The sequence below is a fragment of the Clostridium sp. MSTE9 genome, from assembly GCF_000277625.1.
Lineage (GTDB): Bacteria > Bacillota > Clostridia > Oscillospirales > Acutalibacteraceae > Faecalispora > Faecalispora jeddahensis.
Genome location: NZ_AKFU01000037.1, coordinates 84,043 through 101,643, shown reverse-complemented (window position 1 = coordinate 101,643; position 17,601 = coordinate 84,043). Strand labels below are relative to the sequence as shown.

General features: G+C 50.3%; 16 protein-coding genes. 5 read left to right on the top strand and 11 right to left on the bottom strand.

Going from position 1 to position 17,601, the window contains the following annotated elements; genetic code table 11:
• Nucleotides 1–33: 33 nt before the first annotated feature.
• The 11 genes from HMPREF1141_RS11835 to HMPREF1141_RS11785 all read right to left on the bottom strand — a co-directional run bounded on the left by HMPREF1141_RS11835 (nucleotide 34) and on the right by HMPREF1141_RS11785 (nucleotide 11,707).
• A complete protein-coding gene (locus HMPREF1141_RS11835) occupies nucleotides 34–246 on the bottom strand; it encodes a FeoA family protein (RefSeq protein WP_187119572.1) in 213 nt (70 codons plus the stop codon).
• 88 nt (nucleotides 247–334) lie between these two features.
• Complete coding sequence (locus tag HMPREF1141_RS11830; RefSeq protein WP_009064610.1) at nucleotides 335–1,861, bottom strand: PLP-dependent aminotransferase family protein; 1,527 nt, start codon at nucleotides 1,859–1,861, stop codon at nucleotides 335–337.
• Nucleotides 1,862–2,265: 404 nt separating this feature from the next.
• Nucleotides 2,266–3,249, bottom strand: a complete 984-nt coding sequence (locus HMPREF1141_RS11825; protein WP_009064566.1) for an aldo/keto reductase — start codon at nucleotides 3,247–3,249, stop codon at nucleotides 2,266–2,268.
• A gap of 36 nt (nucleotides 3,250–3,285) precedes the next feature.
• A complete protein-coding gene (locus HMPREF1141_RS11820; protein WP_242824601.1) occupies nucleotides 3,286–4,239 on the bottom strand; it encodes an ABC transporter permease in 954 nt (317 codons plus the stop codon).
• A gap of 24 nt (nucleotides 4,240–4,263) precedes the next feature.
• The gene (locus HMPREF1141_RS11815; protein WP_009064481.1) at nucleotides 4,264–5,772 is read right to left on the bottom strand and encodes a sugar ABC transporter ATP-binding protein; all 1,509 of its coding nucleotides are present in this window, start codon (nucleotides 5,770–5,772) and stop codon (nucleotides 4,264–4,266) included.
• A 104-nt stretch (nucleotides 5,773–5,876) separates the two neighbouring features.
• Nucleotides 5,877–6,905 carry a substrate-binding domain-containing protein gene (locus HMPREF1141_RS11810; protein ID WP_009064527.1) on the bottom strand — a complete coding sequence of 343 codons (1,029 nt, stop codon included), beginning with the start codon at nucleotides 6,903–6,905 and terminating at the stop codon, nucleotides 5,877–5,879.
• A gap of 115 nt (nucleotides 6,906–7,020) precedes the next feature.
• A complete protein-coding gene (locus HMPREF1141_RS11805; protein ID WP_009064532.1) occupies nucleotides 7,021–8,037 on the bottom strand; it encodes a LacI family DNA-binding transcriptional regulator in 1,017 nt (338 codons plus the stop codon).
• A gap of 566 nt (nucleotides 8,038–8,603) precedes the next feature.
• The gene (locus tag HMPREF1141_RS11800) at nucleotides 8,604–9,977 is read right to left on the bottom strand and encodes a serpin family protein (protein WP_009064536.1); all 1,374 of its coding nucleotides are present in this window, start codon (nucleotides 9,975–9,977) and stop codon (nucleotides 8,604–8,606) included.
• The gene (locus HMPREF1141_RS11795; protein WP_009064579.1) at nucleotides 9,974–10,537 is read right to left on the bottom strand and encodes a sigma-70 family RNA polymerase sigma factor; all 564 of its coding nucleotides are present in this window, start codon (nucleotides 10,535–10,537) and stop codon (nucleotides 9,974–9,976) included. Before HMPREF1141_RS11795 ends, HMPREF1141_RS11800 begins: the two co-directional genes overlap by 4 nt.
• A 476-nt stretch (nucleotides 10,538–11,013) precedes the next feature.
• On the bottom strand, nucleotides 11,014–11,514 hold the full coding sequence (locus HMPREF1141_RS11790) for a hypothetical protein (protein ID WP_035317032.1): 501 nt from the start codon (nucleotides 11,512–11,514) through the stop codon (nucleotides 11,014–11,016).
• Nucleotides 11,480–11,707, bottom strand: coding sequence for a DUF4317 family protein (locus HMPREF1141_RS11785; protein ID WP_009064524.1), 228 nt, complete (start codon nucleotides 11,705–11,707; stop codon nucleotides 11,480–11,482). Before HMPREF1141_RS11785 ends, HMPREF1141_RS11790 begins: the two co-directional genes overlap by 35 nt.
• 543 nt (nucleotides 11,708–12,250) lie before the next feature.
• Here HMPREF1141_RS11785 and HMPREF1141_RS11780 point away from each other — a divergent pair.
• The 5 genes from HMPREF1141_RS11780 (at nucleotide 12,251) to HMPREF1141_RS11760 (ending at nucleotide 17,541) form a co-directional block, all read left to right on the top strand.
• Nucleotides 12,251–13,519 (top strand): hydantoinase/carbamoylase family amidase, encoded by a 1,269-nt coding sequence (locus HMPREF1141_RS11780; RefSeq protein ID WP_009064619.1) that lies wholly within the window; start codon nucleotides 12,251–12,253, stop codon nucleotides 13,517–13,519.
• Nucleotides 13,520–14,851, top strand: a complete 1,332-nt coding sequence (locus HMPREF1141_RS11775) for an amidohydrolase (protein WP_009064558.1) — start codon at nucleotides 13,520–13,522, stop codon at nucleotides 14,849–14,851.
• Between the two features lie 103 nt (nucleotides 14,852–14,954).
• A complete protein-coding gene (locus HMPREF1141_RS11770; protein WP_009064516.1) occupies nucleotides 14,955–16,160 on the top strand; it encodes an aconitase X catalytic domain-containing protein in 1,206 nt (401 codons plus the stop codon).
• Nucleotides 16,157–16,579, top strand: a complete 423-nt coding sequence (locus HMPREF1141_RS11765) for a DUF126 domain-containing protein (protein ID WP_009064607.1) — start codon at nucleotides 16,157–16,159, stop codon at nucleotides 16,577–16,579. Before HMPREF1141_RS11770 ends, HMPREF1141_RS11765 begins: the two co-directional genes overlap by 4 nt.
• Complete coding sequence (locus HMPREF1141_RS11760; RefSeq protein WP_009064529.1) at nucleotides 16,576–17,541, top strand: C-terminal binding protein; 966 nt, start codon at nucleotides 16,576–16,578, stop codon at nucleotides 17,539–17,541. The genes HMPREF1141_RS11765 and HMPREF1141_RS11760 overlap by 4 nt, the downstream gene beginning before the upstream one ends.
• The last annotated feature ends 60 nt before the right edge of the window (nucleotides 17,542–17,601 follow it).

The following is a 17,601-nucleotide window of genomic DNA, read 5'->3' as shown; positions in this document are numbered from 1 at the left end:
AAAAACCATTCTTTTCACAGCCGCAGCCACGATTTATACGATAATTTTGCGGGCCAATTCTCCGCCTATGGCAATGCGCTTCTCCTGAATGCCGACAATAATGGTATCGTCAAATTGTTTTAATACGATCAATATTTCACAATCCTCTGTGATTCCAACTTCTTTCAGAGTATCTCTCGTTCTGTCCTCTACCCAAATTGCCTTGACCTGGTGCATTTCACCAACCGACGCCAACGATAAAAGCATCACGACCAATCCTTTATGAATATGTATTTGGACAATCAGCAGCATATCAAAAAGACCTACCCTGCCCATAAACATATTTTAGAATCGTCTAACGCAAAGCAAAAGAACCAGACTCAACGTCTTGCATGGCTCCAGAAACATGATCATGCCATGCCGCAGAAAGGCGCTCGACCGCGTCGGGGATATCTTTCAGCGGGATTCCCCCATAATTCAAAAGCACCGTCGCGCTTTGGCCTTTTTCAGGGCGGCTCCAGTAGTGAGAGGTTGGATACACGCCCACACCCGCCCGGCGGGCCCGGCTGATCAATTCCTGCTCCGTGATCGGCCACTCGGCCCGAACCAGCAGATGCAGCCCGGCATGAAATGCCGAAATATGTATGCTGTCTCCAAATCGATCGTTCAGAGCATCGACCAGCGCCTCGCATTTGATCCGCTGCGCCTTTTTCATTTTTCTCAGGTGGCCTTCCCAAAGGCCTTCCCTCATAAACATCTCCAGTGGTTTTTGCGTCAGGAACGAAACAAACGGAGTATAGTTGTCAAACCGCCTGTGCAGCTGATCCAGCAGCTTTTCCGGAACCACCATATAGGAAACGCTCAGGCACGGAAATAGCACATTCGAGAAGCTGCCAATGTAGAAAACCCTGTCCGCACAGAGGGATTGAACGGAGGGAAGCATCCTGACGCCATGCTGAAAGTGGCAGTTATAATCGTCTTCGATGATAAAGCTGTCCTTTTGCCTGGCCCACTCCACAAGCTCATTTCGCCGGGATAGGGGCATCACAATGCCTGTGGGGAATTGATGGGAGGGGGTGATATACGCCGCGATCGCATTGGTCGCTGAGAGCACCTTTACATCCGCTCCATGCTTATCAAGTCCCATCGGACATATATTCAGACCATTATTCTGGAAGGTGGTGCGTGACTGATCATAGCCCGGCTCTTCCATGGCAATATCCAGTCCTCTATTGAACGATTTCAAAAGCTGGCAGGCAAGGTCCAGGCAAAACTGCGTGCCCGTTGTCACAATGATCTGTTCCGCGGTGCAGCTGACGTCCCGGTAATTCAGGATGTGTTTTTGTATCTCTGAACGAAGTCCTGCTTCACCGAAAACCGATTTTTGCAGCGCCAAATCTTCTTTATAGTCATGAAAGCACCTGCCGATCAGTCTTTGCCACAGGTTGCAGGGAAGATCGGAATGAAGAAGCTTCCCGCTCTTAAAATCATAGAGAATATCCTGATTTGGTGTTTCATCAGATTCGTCCTGATGGTGGCAAGTGCAGGCGTCACAACATTTGCCGGTGATACGGCAGTCGCAGAAATCATGGCAAATGCAGGAGTCACAGCAAGAGCAGGAGTCACCTTGCTGAAATGTTTCCATATCCAGAGCTTCCACATAATACCCTTTTCGCTGGATGCTTGTAATAAAGCCCTCCGCAAATAGCTGACCGTAAGCCAGTTCAACGGTATTCCTGCTGAGATGCAGTTCTGTAGACATTGTCCGGCTCGACTGAAGTTTTGTTCCGGGCTTGAGTGTCCCGTTTACGATATCCGCCTTAATCCCCTCATACAATTGGGTATACAGCGGTATTTTACTACTTTCATCTATGATCACCATATGCCCGTCCCCTCTCAAAATACGATGATGTCATGAGCTCTGATCAACACTCGTTGGCCGCAACTGTGTCGAAGCTCTAAGTTAGTCTCTTCTAACTATACTGGCTTTTATTGTAAATTGCAATATTGTTGCCTGCATTCACGGTATCGCCTTTTCAATTTATCGCCAGGGTTTTCGTACCGACAGAGTTCAATAAAATAGCAGAATACAAAACACAGGTTGATACTGTGACTTTTATAATTTAAAAACAGAGTTATCTGTATAAGAGCTAAATCATGGGATTGTGTTTTTCTCCGAACTAAAAACAACAGAAACTGCCCGCCGTTCTTCTCTTTTCAACATCATAGAAAAAATGAAAGGATACCACCCTTTGCGGGCAGTATCCTTCCTGTTTAATTAAAAGACTAAAGATTCTCAAACGGAGCAATGATCTCACTGATTTTTCCCATCATCTCATCGTCAATGTTCCAGGTCAGGCAATGGATGTTCTGTTCCAGCTGCTGAATCGAGGAAGCACCCCCGATGATGGAGGTGACCTCCGGCTTTTGTCTCAGCCAGTTTAAGGCGATCTCGTTCATGGGTTTCCCGTATTCATCGGCAAGGCTCTTCAGCTTTTCCCCTGCTTCAAAATACTGCTCGAACTGGGGGCCCACCAGCTTTGGATTTTCATTTCGGATATCATTCCTGGAAAAAGTGATCCCAGTATGGAATTTGCCCGCCAGCAGCCCCTGGAACAGCGGGCTGTAAGGCAAAAACGCCTGACCATGTTTTCTAACGGCAGGCAGCACTTCCTCTTCCGTGCGGTAATCCAGCGGAATCCCGTGATAGCTGGTGGTGTTGCGTTCCAGCATATTATACAGACTCTGCTGACAATGGACCTGCGTCAGCTTCATCATTTTTTCCACATCCGCCTGAGAAAAATTGCTCAGCCCGACATAACGGATTTTCCCGGCCCGTTTGATCTCCTCCAGCGCTTCGGCGGTTTCTTCCAGCGGCACGTCGGGATCCGGCCAATGCATCTGATAGATATCAATATGGTCTGTCTGCAGCCTGGTCAGGGTTTGATCGATTTCCTTCATCAGGCTTTCTTTGGAAAGATTGTTGGTCGTTTCGTGTGCATCGTTCCAGAGAAGCCCGCCCTTTGAAGCGATCAGAACCTTATCTCTCAAATGCCCTTTCTTCAGGGCCATTCCCAGAACCTTTTCCGAATGTCCCCACCCATATACAGGGGCCACGTCAAAAAAATTGATTCCCAAATCAATCGCTTTGTGGATGATATCAATAGATTTCTTATCATCCGTCGAATCCCAGTCACCGCCGAAATTCCAACAGCCCACACCAATGATGGAGATTTCTTCCTCTATCATTTTCACCTTTTTGTAAAGCATATCCGTGTACCTCCATTGCTCTCAAAATTGTATTGTTCAGTTTCTTTTTTTCCGCACCTTATCCAGAACAACCGCTATTACAATCAGGGAACCGATGATGATTTCCATGATAAAAGAATTGATCCCCAAAAGGGTTCCGCCCTGCCGCAAGGTAGCCATGATCATGGCGCCCAGCACCGCACCGATCACAGAGCCCTCGCCGCCGTCCAGGCTGGCTCCGCCGACCACCGCGGCCGCGATGGCGTCCAGCTCATACCCCGTGCCTGCATTCGGAACCCCGTTGCCGAGTCTCGAGGCGAGGAGGATTCCTGCTACACCGCACACGCTGGAGCAGAATATGTATACGCCGTACACCACGGAGCGCACGCGGATGCCGCTCAGCCTGGCGGCCTCTTTGTTGCTGCCGTAAGCGTACATGTTGCGCCCGAAGGTAGTCTTTTTCGCGATGAACAGACCGATGCAGACGAACACGGCCCACGAAAGAAACAAATAGGGAATTCCAAGCAGGCTGTCTGCCGCGAAATTGGTAAACACCTTTGGAAGATCCGATATGGTTTTTGCGCCTGTAATCAGTAAAATAAAATTTCTGACGATGGTCAGGGAGCCCAATGTGGCAATGAAAGGCGGGACGTTTGCGTCATACACCAGAATCCCGTTGAACAGACCCACCAAAGCGCTGGACGCGATCGCCAGCAAGATGGCGATCGGGATAGGCACGCCGTTCACCATAGCCATAGCGACAATCACGCCGGAAAGCCCGACCACGGAACCGACGGAGATATCGATTCCCGATGAAGTGATGACAAACACCATTCCGATTGCAATGATGCCGTAGATAGAAGCCTGTTTCAGGAGCTTCATCAGTGTTTCTAACTGGAAAAACACCGGGGATGTATTCCCGAAAAACAGGAACAGCACTGCAAGAATGCCAATCAGAAGCAGCTCTGTTTGATAGCGTGCCAAAAAGCTGTTATATTGTCTTTGTTTCAATGATTTATTTTCTGCTGTCATCGTTTACTCCTTTCCCTTTATCCCGGAGGCCAGGCGAAGAATCCGTTCTTCCTGAAATTCGTCTCTGGATAAAATCCCGGTCTGCTGCCCCTCATACATAATCAAAATCCGATCGGCCAGCCCCATTACCTCAGGAAGATAGGAGGAAATCATAATGATCGTTTTTCCTTCTTTGATCAAGGTTTCAAAGATTTTATAAATCTCCAGCTTGGCGCCGACATCCACGCCCACGGTCGGCTCGTCAAAAATGAACAGATCACTGTCCTGCTCCAGCCATTTGGAAATAACGACCTTCTGCTGGTTCCCACCCGAAAGATTCTTAACCCGCTGGTAAACAGACGGCGTTTTGATTCTGAGCTTATCGCAGAAGCTTTTGGCGATTTTGACGCTTTCCTGATTATTCACCACGCCAAACCGACTGATTTTATTCTGGGCCACCATATTGATATTGTCTGAAACGGATAACCCCAGCGCCAACCCCTGCGCACGTCTGTTTTCGGGAAGCAGAGCGATCCCTGCCTTGATGCCCTGCGTCGGCTTGACATAATCCGCTTGTTTTCCGTGAAGGGTGACGGTACCGCCGTCTTTGACATCGGCGCCGAAAATACTTCTGACAATTTCCGTCCGCCCGGAGCCGACCAGGCCGAACATGCCGAAGATCTCCCCTTTTCTTACCTCAAAGCTGATATTGGAAAATGCCTTTCCCCTGGATATATTGTCAACCTTCAGTATCGTTTCCCCTGGAGCCTGATGCTGAATTTGGTACATATTTTCCACATTTCGGCCGACCATCATGGAGATCAGCTGATCCTGTGTGGTTTGGTCGATCGGAACAGTACCCACCAACGCGCCGTCCTTCAGCACGCTGGCCCGGTCACAGATGGAAAAAATCTCTTCCATCCGGTGTGAAACGTACAGGATTCCCACCCCGCTGTTCTTTAGCTGCTTGATCATTTGAAAAAGCTGCTGGGTTTCATCGTTCGTCAGCAATGCGGTGGGCTCGTCAAAAATGACCAGTTTGGCTTTTTGAAATATGGTCTTGCCGATTGCGACCATTTCCTGCTGCGCCACCGACAATGTTCGGATAATCGCTTTGGGATCGACATGTACGTGAATGGATTCCAAAATCTCTTGCGTGGCCCGATTGATCTTTTTGAAATCAACGGTACCGAGCTTCGTTTTGGGCAGCTGCCCCATAAAAAAATTTTCGGCAACAGACAGGTGCTGCGCGAGATTGACATCCTGATAGACCGCGCCGAATCCAAAGGATTGGGCCTGAACGGGGGATCGGGCTTCTTTTAATTCGCCCTCCACATAGATTTCTCCCGCCGTTTTGGAATAAATGCCCATCAGAATTTTGATGACGGTGGACTTTCCGGCACCGTTTTCCCCAATCAGGGCGTGAACTTCCCCGGGGTAGACCTCTAAATCCACTCCGGACAAAGCGCGTACACCCGGGAAATCCTTTACCAGTCCTTTTATGGCGACGATTGGCTGTTTTTGCGTTTGCATACGAACCTCCATGTCTGAAAATCAGACTTCCTCCGCCAATCATTCAGGCTCGGAACCATCGGCTTCGGAAGTCTGATTTTACACGTTTAGAAAGTATCGATTCTTTATTTGCCGGGATACAGCAGCTTCTGCACCGCATCCTCCTGGATGTTCTTTTTCGTCACCAGTGTGGTCTCAGAAACCTTATCTTTTTCCAGGTCCTTGCCTTCGAGCTTCGATACCGCGGCCAATACGCCGTTGTAGCCCATTCCGAAAGGATCCTGAACGACGATACCGGTCAGATTGCCGTTTTGAATCGCATCAATTTCGGTATCGTCCGAGTCAAAAGCATAGGTAACGATCTTATCGCCCTTTTTGCTCTGTTCCATCGCTTTTGCAATGCCGTCGCCCATGTGGTTGTTGTCGCCGAAAATCCCGATCAGATCCTGATTAGCCAGAACCAGGTTATCGGCTGCGTCGAGCGCTTTCTGAATGTCGTTGTCGCAATACTGGGTTTCGAGAACAACGATGCTCGGAACAAGGCGCTTGATTTCATCCGTGAACCCTTTGCAGCGCGCCTGATTGACAGCCGAACCGGAATCCGCGCTGATCAAAGCCACTTTTTTGCCTGTGGGGTCAATGCCCTTTGCCTTCCACTGTTCTACCATATCCGCCGCGGCGGTCGCTGCTGCAATCGCGTGATCCGTTGCGATATGCTGGGTGTACGCGTCTGTTTCCAGCTTGTTGTCGACCGTCACCACGGGAATCCCCGCTGCGTTTGCCTGCTCAACGGCCGGCACGGTGGAGGTGGAGCTGATGGAAGCGAGCACGATGCCGTCCGGCTTCGCAGCGATTGCATTTTCCAGAATGGTCACCTGCTTATCAATATCTGTTTCCGAAGCAGGTCCGTCTGTTGTGACCTTAATTTTCCCGTTACTTTCCTCTGCCGCGGCCTTCGCCCCCAGCAAAAGCGTCTGCCAATAAGAGGAGTCGGTTGCTTTGATGATCACGGTAACATTATAGGTGTCTTTCCCCGCGCTGGAAGCCCCGGACCCGCCGGATGACGCCGGCGCGGGTGTTGTCGTACCCCCGCAGGCCCCAAGGGATACGGCCATTGCAGCCGCCAGGAACACTGACAAGACCTTCTTTTTCATAATACAAACATCCTCCATTTCTTTGATATAAAAAATATATAACAGAAAAATTTCTGTTAACGATAAAGGATTTCTACGGTGTGGAACCGGTTCCACATCATTTGCAGGAAATATATCATCTCCGCTTGCTTTCAGATCCCTTCAGTTCCAATTTGCAGGGCACCACCCATATGTTTCTGTTGCCGTCCGGTTCCGCCATGCGGCGCATCAGCAATCTCATCGCCATTTTTCCCATTTCCTCCGTATCACGGGAAACACAGCTGAAATGAAACCCCAGCGCATCCAGCGTAGGAATAAGATCGATTCCAACCACGGCGATGTCTTTCCCGACGGTAATTCCGGCCTCTACCATCGCCTTGAGAAAGCCCATGCTTGTGCGGTTGTTTGTGGTCACCATGGCATCCGGCAGATCCCCTGAAGCAATCATCTGCTTCATCAGATCATAGGCCGTATCTGTGGTGAAATCGCCCTTCCATACATCTTTATCGCAGATCACCTTGTGATACGACGCCATCGCGTCCTTAAAGCCCCGGTAACGCTCTCTTGCGATTTTCAGTTGCATATCCCCCAGAATGATCCCGATTCTTTCGTTCCCAGCCTTAATCAGGCTCTCTGCCGCAAGATAACCGCTTTCATAGTTCTGAAAATAAACGGTGTCCCACTCCGAATAATCAAAATCTCTGTCGACCACGACGATGGGAACCGCCAGCTTGGAGAGCGCCGCTTTGATTTTATCAATGGATTCCAGCCCATAGCCCATGGCGGGCGTGATGATGACGCCTCTGACCCGCTGCTGCTCCAGCATGCCCAGTGCTTTCAGTTCTTTTTCGCCGCTGTTCTGCGTGTCGCAAAAAATCAGGGAAAAGCCGTTTTCATCGGCCATTTCGGTAATTCCCTTTAACACCTCAGCAAAAAAGGGATTGTCGATTTCGGGGATCACCACACCGATAATGCTGCTTTCCTGCTTGGAAAGGCTTACTGCGGCCGCCGAGGGCTTATATTGGTGTTCTTTGATCACCTTCTCAATTTTCTGCCTCGCCTCATTGCTGACATAGCCATTGTTATTGAGCACTCTGGACACTGTGGATTTGGAGACTCCGGCCAATTCAGCCACTTCTTTGATCGTTAGCATAATGAAAACCTTATTCCATTTCAGTATTTATAAAACCGTTCCCACTATAAAACTCTATGTATTTTGTCTAACAAATATCAATATTTTAGAAATGATCAAATCAATTTTGCCAATAAAAAGGTTAAAACATAAACAAACAGACTCTTCAAACCCTAAATAAAGTCTCTTCATTATGGAACCGATTCCATATCTTTCCTTTATCATAATAGGATCAAACTGCAAAGTCAACTGGTAATGTTGAAAGGATTAGGCAGGTGCTGTTTGTTTACTTTTTATAAAAAACATTTTGTTGCAGTCGAAATTTAATGCTATCTGTCGAACACGGTCGTAGCTGCATCTATCGTTTCCGATACAAGACAAGGAATGCCCGCTCCTCCTTACGACAGATATCGGAAATGGTTCATCATCCCAGGCATCGTCAAAAAAAGCGGACTGTAAACCGGTTTACAGTCCGCTTTTTCATTCGTGCAATACACATAGATAAGATTGTTTGAAGAATGGTGACGAAACGGAAATCTCCGCTCCCTCTGCCTATAAAATTTCCTGTGTTTTCCCTTTGGCAGGGGTTATTTTGCGGCAGGATTTTCACACACGCCGACAAACAGAAGAGTACCGTCGGGTGCGGCGATCCCGTAAAGAAACGGACGGTCTAAAATCATTTCGGCTTTATCCAGTACTATTGGCATCGAGGTTACAGACGCAACCTCGGTAAAGGCCGATGCTTCCACTCCGTTTTCATCAACCGCAATGTGAGTTTCCTGCCGGATATCTGAAACAGACGCCATCTGATCCGTAATGCCGGAAAAGTCTGCGCTCTGTTCAAAAGCGGAATGAATTCCCAAGGCCTTTAACGCATCGATCGGCTCAATCTTTGCTCCGAAGTCGAATTTCGGCATTTTCCAGACAACTTCGCCGTTCTGATCTTCCCCGCCCTCAAAAGCATTCTGCATTTTCTCGGGGGTGGACAACAGCTCCCGGGGAGAAATCCCTTTGTTTGGAAGAATGAAGATCATCTTCCCGCCGTTTTTTAAGGAGAGACTCGAGCGAATGAAACCATCCCCTTTATAAAAGCTGCCGGATGAGTTCGTTCCATTCATAAAGTCAGTATTGATCGTAGTGCCGTCTGCCGAATGAAACGTATCTGCGGCTGTTTTCGCCGAATCGAACTTATTCGTCCACTCGTCATAAAAATAAACCGTATTCAGGATGGAAAGAATCTTATCCTTAGAGATTTCAAACTGAGGCTCCAAAGTACCGTTCGTATGCTCAGACACCCACTTGCCCATGGCCTGCGCCGTTTTCGGATCGGAAAAATCCACGCTGAAGGAAGAAGCATAAAAATTTTCGGCGGCATTTTTGACGAAATCCTGTTTCCAGGGTACGCTCTGATTCATCCAGACGGAGTTTGCGATCTTCAGCTTTCCGATCTCGTTATCTGTGTAAAGCTGCCGGTACAGATTTCCGCACTGCACGGAAAGCGCCGCCTGGTCGGGCATGTTCAGCAGGGAAAGCATTTCATCCGCCGTTTCTCCCCGCGCACCGGAGGCAGTGATCGCCAACGCGTAATAAAGGGATAACGGAGAATAGTTGCTGTTCCCGCCGCTGCTTGCCAGTAGTTTCGATCCGGTTTCATAGGAAAATCCGTTCACGGCTTTCAGAAAGGTGTCCTCCACCGGATTGTTCTTCAGCACAGCTTGTTTTGCGTCCCAATCGTTATAGGAATAAGCCTTCGGGAACCCAACGCTCAATAGCTCGCCGCCGGGGCCGCTCGAGCCATGAGGAAGGGTGAAAACAAACGTAAACACCAAAACGGCACAAGCCGCAAGCGCGGTCCATTTTTTCCAGGGCTTTGCGATTGGTTTCAGACTGATTTCTCTCGCCTCTTCCACCAGCTCATCCGGTACATTCGTGATCGCATCAAATATCTGCTTTTCTTTCACAGCAAAATTTCCTCCTTTTCAAGGGTTTCTTTGAGTTTTTTGCGCAGGCGATAAATCCGCCCGGCCAGTTTGACCGGCGTTGTCAGACTTTCTTCCGCAAGAGCCTTCAAGGTGTCGCCGAACCAATAACGCCGTAAGAACAAAACACGATCATCCTGAGACAGGGATGACAGCCATTTTGTAATCACGTCCGTTACGATGCTCAGATCGATCTCCGCTTCTGTTGTCTGTGATGCGGGAATACAATCAGAAAGCTCTGAAAGCAGTACGTCCGCACCCGCCGCGCCGCCGCGTTTTTTCGTGTGATTTTCATGCCAGCGGTTGATGGAAAGATTGCGTGTGATCCGCCCCAAAAAAGCGGAAAGACAGTTCGGATGATGCGGCGGCATTGTGTTCCAGGCTTTTTCATACGTATCGTTCACACATTCCTCGCTGTCCTCATGATTGGATAAAATGTTGAGTGAGATCCGTTTCAGCATATGGCCGTATTTCGTACCGCTCTCACTGATAGCGGCCTCGTCCCGAAGCCAGTACAGCTCGATGATTTGAAGATCGTCCATCCATACCCTCCTTTCCTCTCGTTCTTAAGTATCCTCTATTTTATAGACAGGATTTTGGGAAGAATATTTGCTGAAAACAGTAAAAATTTTCCTGTATAACGTTTTTTTCTTCGCGTATGTACCATCGAAATTCGGATTTAATATACCACATGTATAATACACATGAAAATATACAGAAAACCCATGTTCCAATTGACTTTGGCCCATGGGTTTTTATCGTCAGAACATTGATTACAATCCATTTCTAAAACGACAGAAAATAAACCTTCACGATTGCCGGCATGGCCTGCCCGCCTGTGATGTTCCCTTTATCGGGAACGCCTGAGAACCTGCGTAACATGGCGGATAGACGAAATGTTCACGCTTTCACAACAGGTGTAGCCGCCGGCTATCTTCTGGCCCAATTGACATGCGCTCCAGTCCGGGCGGTTTGCTTTTGAACATACCGGATTCCAGCCCCGCTTCGTTATCTGCCTTCAAAATATTTTATCATAAAGATGGTATACCACATACTCAATGAGCTCTATCAAAAACAGTATCGCACACAGCAAAGCTACGGCACCCAACACGAGCACCGCCACATCTGGCAGTTCTCTATAAAAAACAATGTAGTAGTTTCCACCGATCAAGACGATCAAATTCAGCAGCAGAACGAACACTGTAAATCTTGCAGAAGACTTTGCCGATTCGTCTCCCTTTCCATCCGGTCTCAGAACCATCCTGATATTGGAAAATACCATCGCAACACACATTGCAACCGGAATCACTTTTGACGCCGGTACCGCAAGGGCTGAATCATGCCAAATGGATAAAATCATATCATGAAGTTTATATTCAACAGAAACGATTGCGATCGCCCAAAACGCGGCAAGCAGGTATGCTGCAAGCAAACTGTCATGATATCTTTTCATATTTTGTTTCGTCACTGAAGTTACATTGCGTCTAATATCCAGTGTAAAAATATTGATGAATTTCATTGAACATCTTTCCCCAAGTATTTCTGTCCTCAGTTGCAAAAGAAACAATTCCGTTTCCTTTCATACAGCTCTCTGCTCTGGTCAGAATAATGATTTCTTCGTTTTGATTGACATAACATCCCTGGATATTGGTGATAGTATTCTTTTCCGGCCGAAAACGGCGGCGGATCTCTGAACTCTTTTTCTTGTTCATAGCAGCCTGTCTAAAGACCGATGATTCCATACTCTTTCAGGTTTCGAAGGCTTTACTCTCGCTTATGCTGTGAGGTTATTATAGCATGAGAAGCCGTCGTGGACAACGTCAAAGGCTTCCTCTGCCCGGGTAATCCCACAACCGGGTCTCGTTGCCGATCTCTTTAAAAACCGGAATTTTTCTCTGACCGGTGACCAAATCCCCCTTTTGAAAAATGAGAGAGGAAGACCGCAATCATTTATTTATAAAAATTGCACATTTCATCCGGAATGACTTTTTGATAATTGGAGGGTAATCTAAAATCTTGAAAAAGCTATTGACAAGTCAATACGGAAAGCTATATGATAGCGGCATAAAGAGAATATTCCATAAACAATGGCGTTTTGAAAATTACTTTTCAAAGCGCCTTTTTTGTTTTCCTTTTGGAATTCATGCTTCGGAGACAAGCAGAGCATTCCCAGCGCACTTTTCTTTATCAGACCATAAATAATTTCATCATCTTTATAAATTAAAGAATGAAATAATCATTTACAGGAGGAGCTCATGAAATCTAAAACAGATGCCCTGACGATTAACAGGAGCCGGCTGCAAGCTAATCTGCTGGAGCTTTCTGCAATCGGGAAAAATCAGCAGGGCGGAATTGACCGATGGCTGGGCAGTGAAGCGGATTCTTCCGCCCGCAGGTGGCTGCGGGACTACTGGGAACACCACACAAGCACAGAATTTCATACAGATGCGATCGCCAATCTGTGGGCAAAAAGTGCGGGGATGCTTCCTCTTGCCCCGCTGGTAATCGGTTCGCATCACGACACCGTTCCAAACGGGGGAATGTACGACGGAGCGCTGGGCGTGTTAATGGCTACCGAAATTCTGCAGACGCTTCAGGAATCCGGCAAAAAGCTGCGCCATCCCCTCTGGGTTGTATCCCTTACCGCAGAAGAACCCAATCCGTTCAATGTGTCTACTTTGGGCAGCAAGGTACTGGGCGGAGTGCTGAAATACAAGGACCTGAAAGACGTCACTCATATGCAGACCGGCCAGACCCTGGCGGACGCCATCTGCCGGATCGGCGGAAATCTGGAGGAGATCGATTCTCTGCAAATTGGGCAGGGGCAGATTGCAGCCTTTCTGGAATGCCACATCGAGCAAGGGCGGCGGCTGGCCGACCAAAAGCTCCCCTCGGCTGCGGTCTGCAGCATCACCGGAATTTACCGCGAAATCATCACCGTAACTGGTGTTGCCAATCACGCCGGCACCACGGTGATGAGAGACCGGCAAGACGCTCTCTGCGCCGCGTCCGAGGTGGTTCTGCTGGCTGAAACATCCGCAGCGACACTGCACAGCGACGAAGCCGTTGCTACCGTGGGCTTTTTGCAAATCAAACCCAACTCGACGAACATCATCCCCGCGTCGGCAGAAATGATACTGGAAATGAGAACATCCGACCCCGCAAAAAAGGAGGATTTTTTGAAACTGTTCACACAGGGGGTAAATCGGATTGCCGAAAGCAGAAAGCTTTCGATCCAGCGGAAAACGATTCTGGATCAGCCGCCCATGCCGATGAATCCCACCGTGATCAAAGCCGTGGAGCAGGGCATTGAGCAAGGCGGCCAACCGGTAGTGCAATTGGTGAGCATGGCGGGCCACGATGCGGCACACATGGCCAGAGTGACACGCTCCGGCATGATTTTCACGCAGAGCGTCAACGGCAAAAGCCATTGCGCCGATGAAGCCGCCACGATGGATGACATAGAGTATACCGCAAATGCAATGCTTTCCGCGTTGCTGACCCTGGATGAGGAGCTGGACTAAATGGATTTGTATTATCCGTCTTACTTATACAGCAAAAAACAGTTTTTAAAGGACTATGTTCTGGCGGTGGAAAAGGGAGTGATTCAAAAGGTGGGCCCTTTCGCCGAGCTGCGGGCGCAGTTTCCAAACAGCTATGTACACCGGTGGGAAAATCAGGTGCTGCTGCCGGGTACGGTCAACGCGCACAACCACTCCTTTCAAAGCCTGCTGCGGGGAATCGCGGCAGACCGCCCTTTTCTGGAATGGCGCGACAGATCCTTGTACCGCTACTCCCCCAGAATGCGGCTGGAGGACATTTACAACGGAGCGGTGTTCGCGTTTTCCGAAATGCTGCAATGCGGCGTGACGACCGTATCAGATTTCTTTTACCTGCACAACTACGGCACGGAAAGCGATGAGGCGATCATTCGCGCCGCGCAGGATGTCGGGATTCGTTTGGTGCTGGCCAGAACCATGTACGACTGGGACGGTGCGCCGGAGGGCTACCGCGAAACGGTGTCACAGGCGGTGGAGCGCACGAAAGCACTGGCCCGGATGCACCGGAACGATCCCATGGTGACCGTGCTGCCCGCGCCCCACAGTCTGCACGCCGCCTCGCCGGAAATGATTCAGGCCGGCTATGAGCTGGCGATGGAACTTGGGACGGGGTTCCACATTCATGTGGCGGAGGAACGCTTTGAGGTGGAAGAGGTCAAAGCGGCGCACAACGGCCTGCACCCGATCGAATATCTGGATCGCCTGGGCGTTCTGGACGAACGCATGATGATGATCCACGGCGTATGGCTCAAGGACAGCGAAATCGATCTGGCCGGATCGTGCGGCGCAAAGCTGGCCTACTGCCCCTCGAGCAATATGTTTTTGGCAGACGGCATCACCGACATTCCCCGCATGGTGAAAAGCGGAGTAACCGTGGCTTTGGGCAGCGACGGCGCCTGCGGCAACAACCGGATCAGCGTGCTGGAGGAAATGCGCATGGTCTCGCTGCTGCAAAAAGCCCATACGCTCGATGCGCTCTGCGTTAATTACGAGCAGGCGTTCGAAATGGGAACAGCGGCGGGCGGCCGCGCGCTGGGCTTGCCTGTGGGAGAAATTGCGCCCGGCTGTTACGCGGATTTCTTCGGGGTCGATCTGGGGGATCTGTCCATGCAGCCTCTGAGTGCATCCATGGAGCAGCTTCTGCCGAATATCGTTTATTCCATGCAGCCCTCCGCCATTCAAAATGTCGTGGTTAACGGGCGGCAGGTTTACAGCAGCGGCGATTTTCTCACGATCAAAAAATCGCGGGTTCTGTTGAAAATCAAAGACACGATGGAGCACCTGCAAAGCGCCTGACCGGAGCAATCATCCATATTTTTAACAAATACAAAACGGAGTGCTCCTCCCCCGCCCGCGGCGGAGAGAAAACAGGCAGCACTCCGTATCAAAGGAGGAAGCTATGAAACTGACAGCACAAGAGCAAGCCATGCTCGACGGAAAATACGGAATCGGAGTTCAGCTGGCCATGAAAGTGCAGGTTGCGGTGGGCGAAAGCTACGACGCGCCTTACATGGTGCCCATTACCCGGGCCCATGTGGCACTGAGCAATCAGGAGGCCGACCTGTGGTTTGTGGAAAAGCTCGTCAACGGCGGCGCCGTCTGCCGGGTGCGCCCCACGGTAAATCCCAGCTTCAACTGGGAGCAGTTTAAAGAGTTTACCATACTTGAGGCGGAGGATGAGGAAATCGTCCGGCGCACGCACGAGGCTTACAAAAAAATCGGCGCGATCATGACCTACAACTGTACCCCCTACCTGGAAAAGAACGTTCCCCGCTTCGGGGAGATCACCGCGTTTTCGGAATCCAGCGCCACGCCGTTTGTGAATTCGGTGTACGGCGCCCGAAGCAACCGGGAGGCCGCCGTCAGCGCCCTGTGCGCCGCCGTGACTGGCGTGGTGCCGTATTATGGCTATCTGCTGGACGAAAACCGCAGGGGCCAGATTCTGGTGGAAGTGGAAGCGGAAATGAAAAGCGATTTCGATTATCAGCTGCTGGGGTACTGCACCCCGAAAAAGACCGGCTTCAAGCTTCCCGTGTTCAGCGGACTGAAAAATCCCGGGAAAGAAGCGCTGATGAATCTGGGAGCGCAGCTCAATACCGGCGGAAATGTGGCGATGTACCATATTCTCGGCTTTACGCCGGAGGCCCAAACCATGGAGGCGGCTTTTCAGGGCGGAGAGCCGGAAGCGGTGGTCAAAATCACGCAGGAGGATCTGGACATCATGCGCAGCGAGCTGACGGATCCCTACGGCAAAATTGATTTCGCGCTCTTCGGGTGTCCTCACCTGACGATCGACCAGATCGCCACGGTCGCCGGGATGGTACAGGGGAAGCGTCTGGCGGTGCCGCTGTTTATCATGACCTCTTCCCTGTCCTATGTGCTGGCGGAAAGAATGGATTACATGCGGATCATACGGGAGGCCGGGGGCTGGATTGTGTCTGACACGTGCATGGATCAGCCCTGCTGGAAGTTCCTGTATGGCAAAAAAGGGGTTACTGATTCCCCAAAATGTGCTTACTACACGCGCCGCCGCCAGATGCAGTTCGTGGTGACCGAACTGGAAAATGCCGTAACGGCCGCTTTGGAAGGAGAGATTACCCTATGAACAAGACATTTCACTGTCATAAGATTTCGGAGGGTCAGGCCAAGGGCGAGGTATTGATTTCTGCCGACGACTTTTGCTTTTATCTGGTGGACCCTCAAACCGGCGTGGTGATCGAGAAAAATCACTCCCTGTACGGGCAGAGCATTTCCGGGAAGATTCTTCTGTTCCCCAACGGAAAGGGCAGCTCTGTGGTACAGACGGACGGCATGTTCCAATTAAAGATGAAGGGCACCGAGCCCAAGGCACTGGTGATCCAGAATCCGGATACCACCCTGGTGGCAAGTGCGATTTTAATGGAAATGCCGATGGTTGACCGGCTGGAGCCCGAGTTTTACCAAACCGTTCAAAACGGCGATCTGGCGGAGCTGGACGCCACAAACGGGGTACTGACGCTGCACGCCAGGGAGGAGCGCCAATGAAGCCTCTGTTCTGGTTTATCGATGAGGAATGGAAGGACTACGACATAGAAACCGCTGTTCTGCGTCAGCAGTACCCCGACTGCGAGCTGAAATTTTCCAATTACGATTACGAACGCGATCTGGAGGAATTCGGATACCGCGCGGACGCGATCATCGCGCAGGTGTACGCGCAGATTCCCGCTTCCACCATACAGCGCCTGCAAAACTGCAAAGGGATTGCCGTACTCGGCGGCGGCTACGACCGTATCGATACCGCAGCGGCCCGCGAAAAAGGAATTGGTGTCACCAACGTGCAGGGCTACTGCGCGGAGGATCTGGCGGATTATGTTCTGGCGGCCATCTTCCATTTTTATAAAGGACTGACCGAATATCAAAGCAGACTGCAAAACGGAGCATGGGGCGCGCAGGCGGTGGAACGCCTGCCTAAACGGATTTCACAATCTACGCTGCTCATCGTCGGGTGTGGGCGGATCGGCCTCACCGTCGCAAAGCGCTGTCAAAGCCTTGGAATGAAAATCATCGGCTACGACCCCGACCGCGACGCCGCCTTTTTGAACGAACAGGGTGTGGAAAAGGTTTCTTTGGAAGAAGGGCTCCGTTTGGCCGATTACGTCAGCGTCAATGTGCGGCTGGACGAAAGCACCACCGGTCTTTTGGGGGAGCGGGAGTTTTCCCTCATGAAGAAAGGTGCGTATCTCATCAACACAGCCCGCGGCGCTGTTCTGAAAGAGGATGAGCTGATCCGCGCACTGGAAACCGGCGTGATCGCCGGCGCGGTGCTGGACGTCATCACACATGAGCCACCCCGGGAGCACGAACCGATTTTCGGCGCCCCGAACTGCATTGTCACACCACACGTTTCGTACATTTCGCAGGAATCCTTTGAGGAACTGCGCGGCCGCGCCGCTTGGAACGCCATCAAAATGCTGCGCGGGGAACAACCGGCAGACCTGGTAAACTGAATTCTTTGCCTTTATGAGGGGGCTTGCTCTTTCATAAAATATAACTTCGCTGAAAACGGC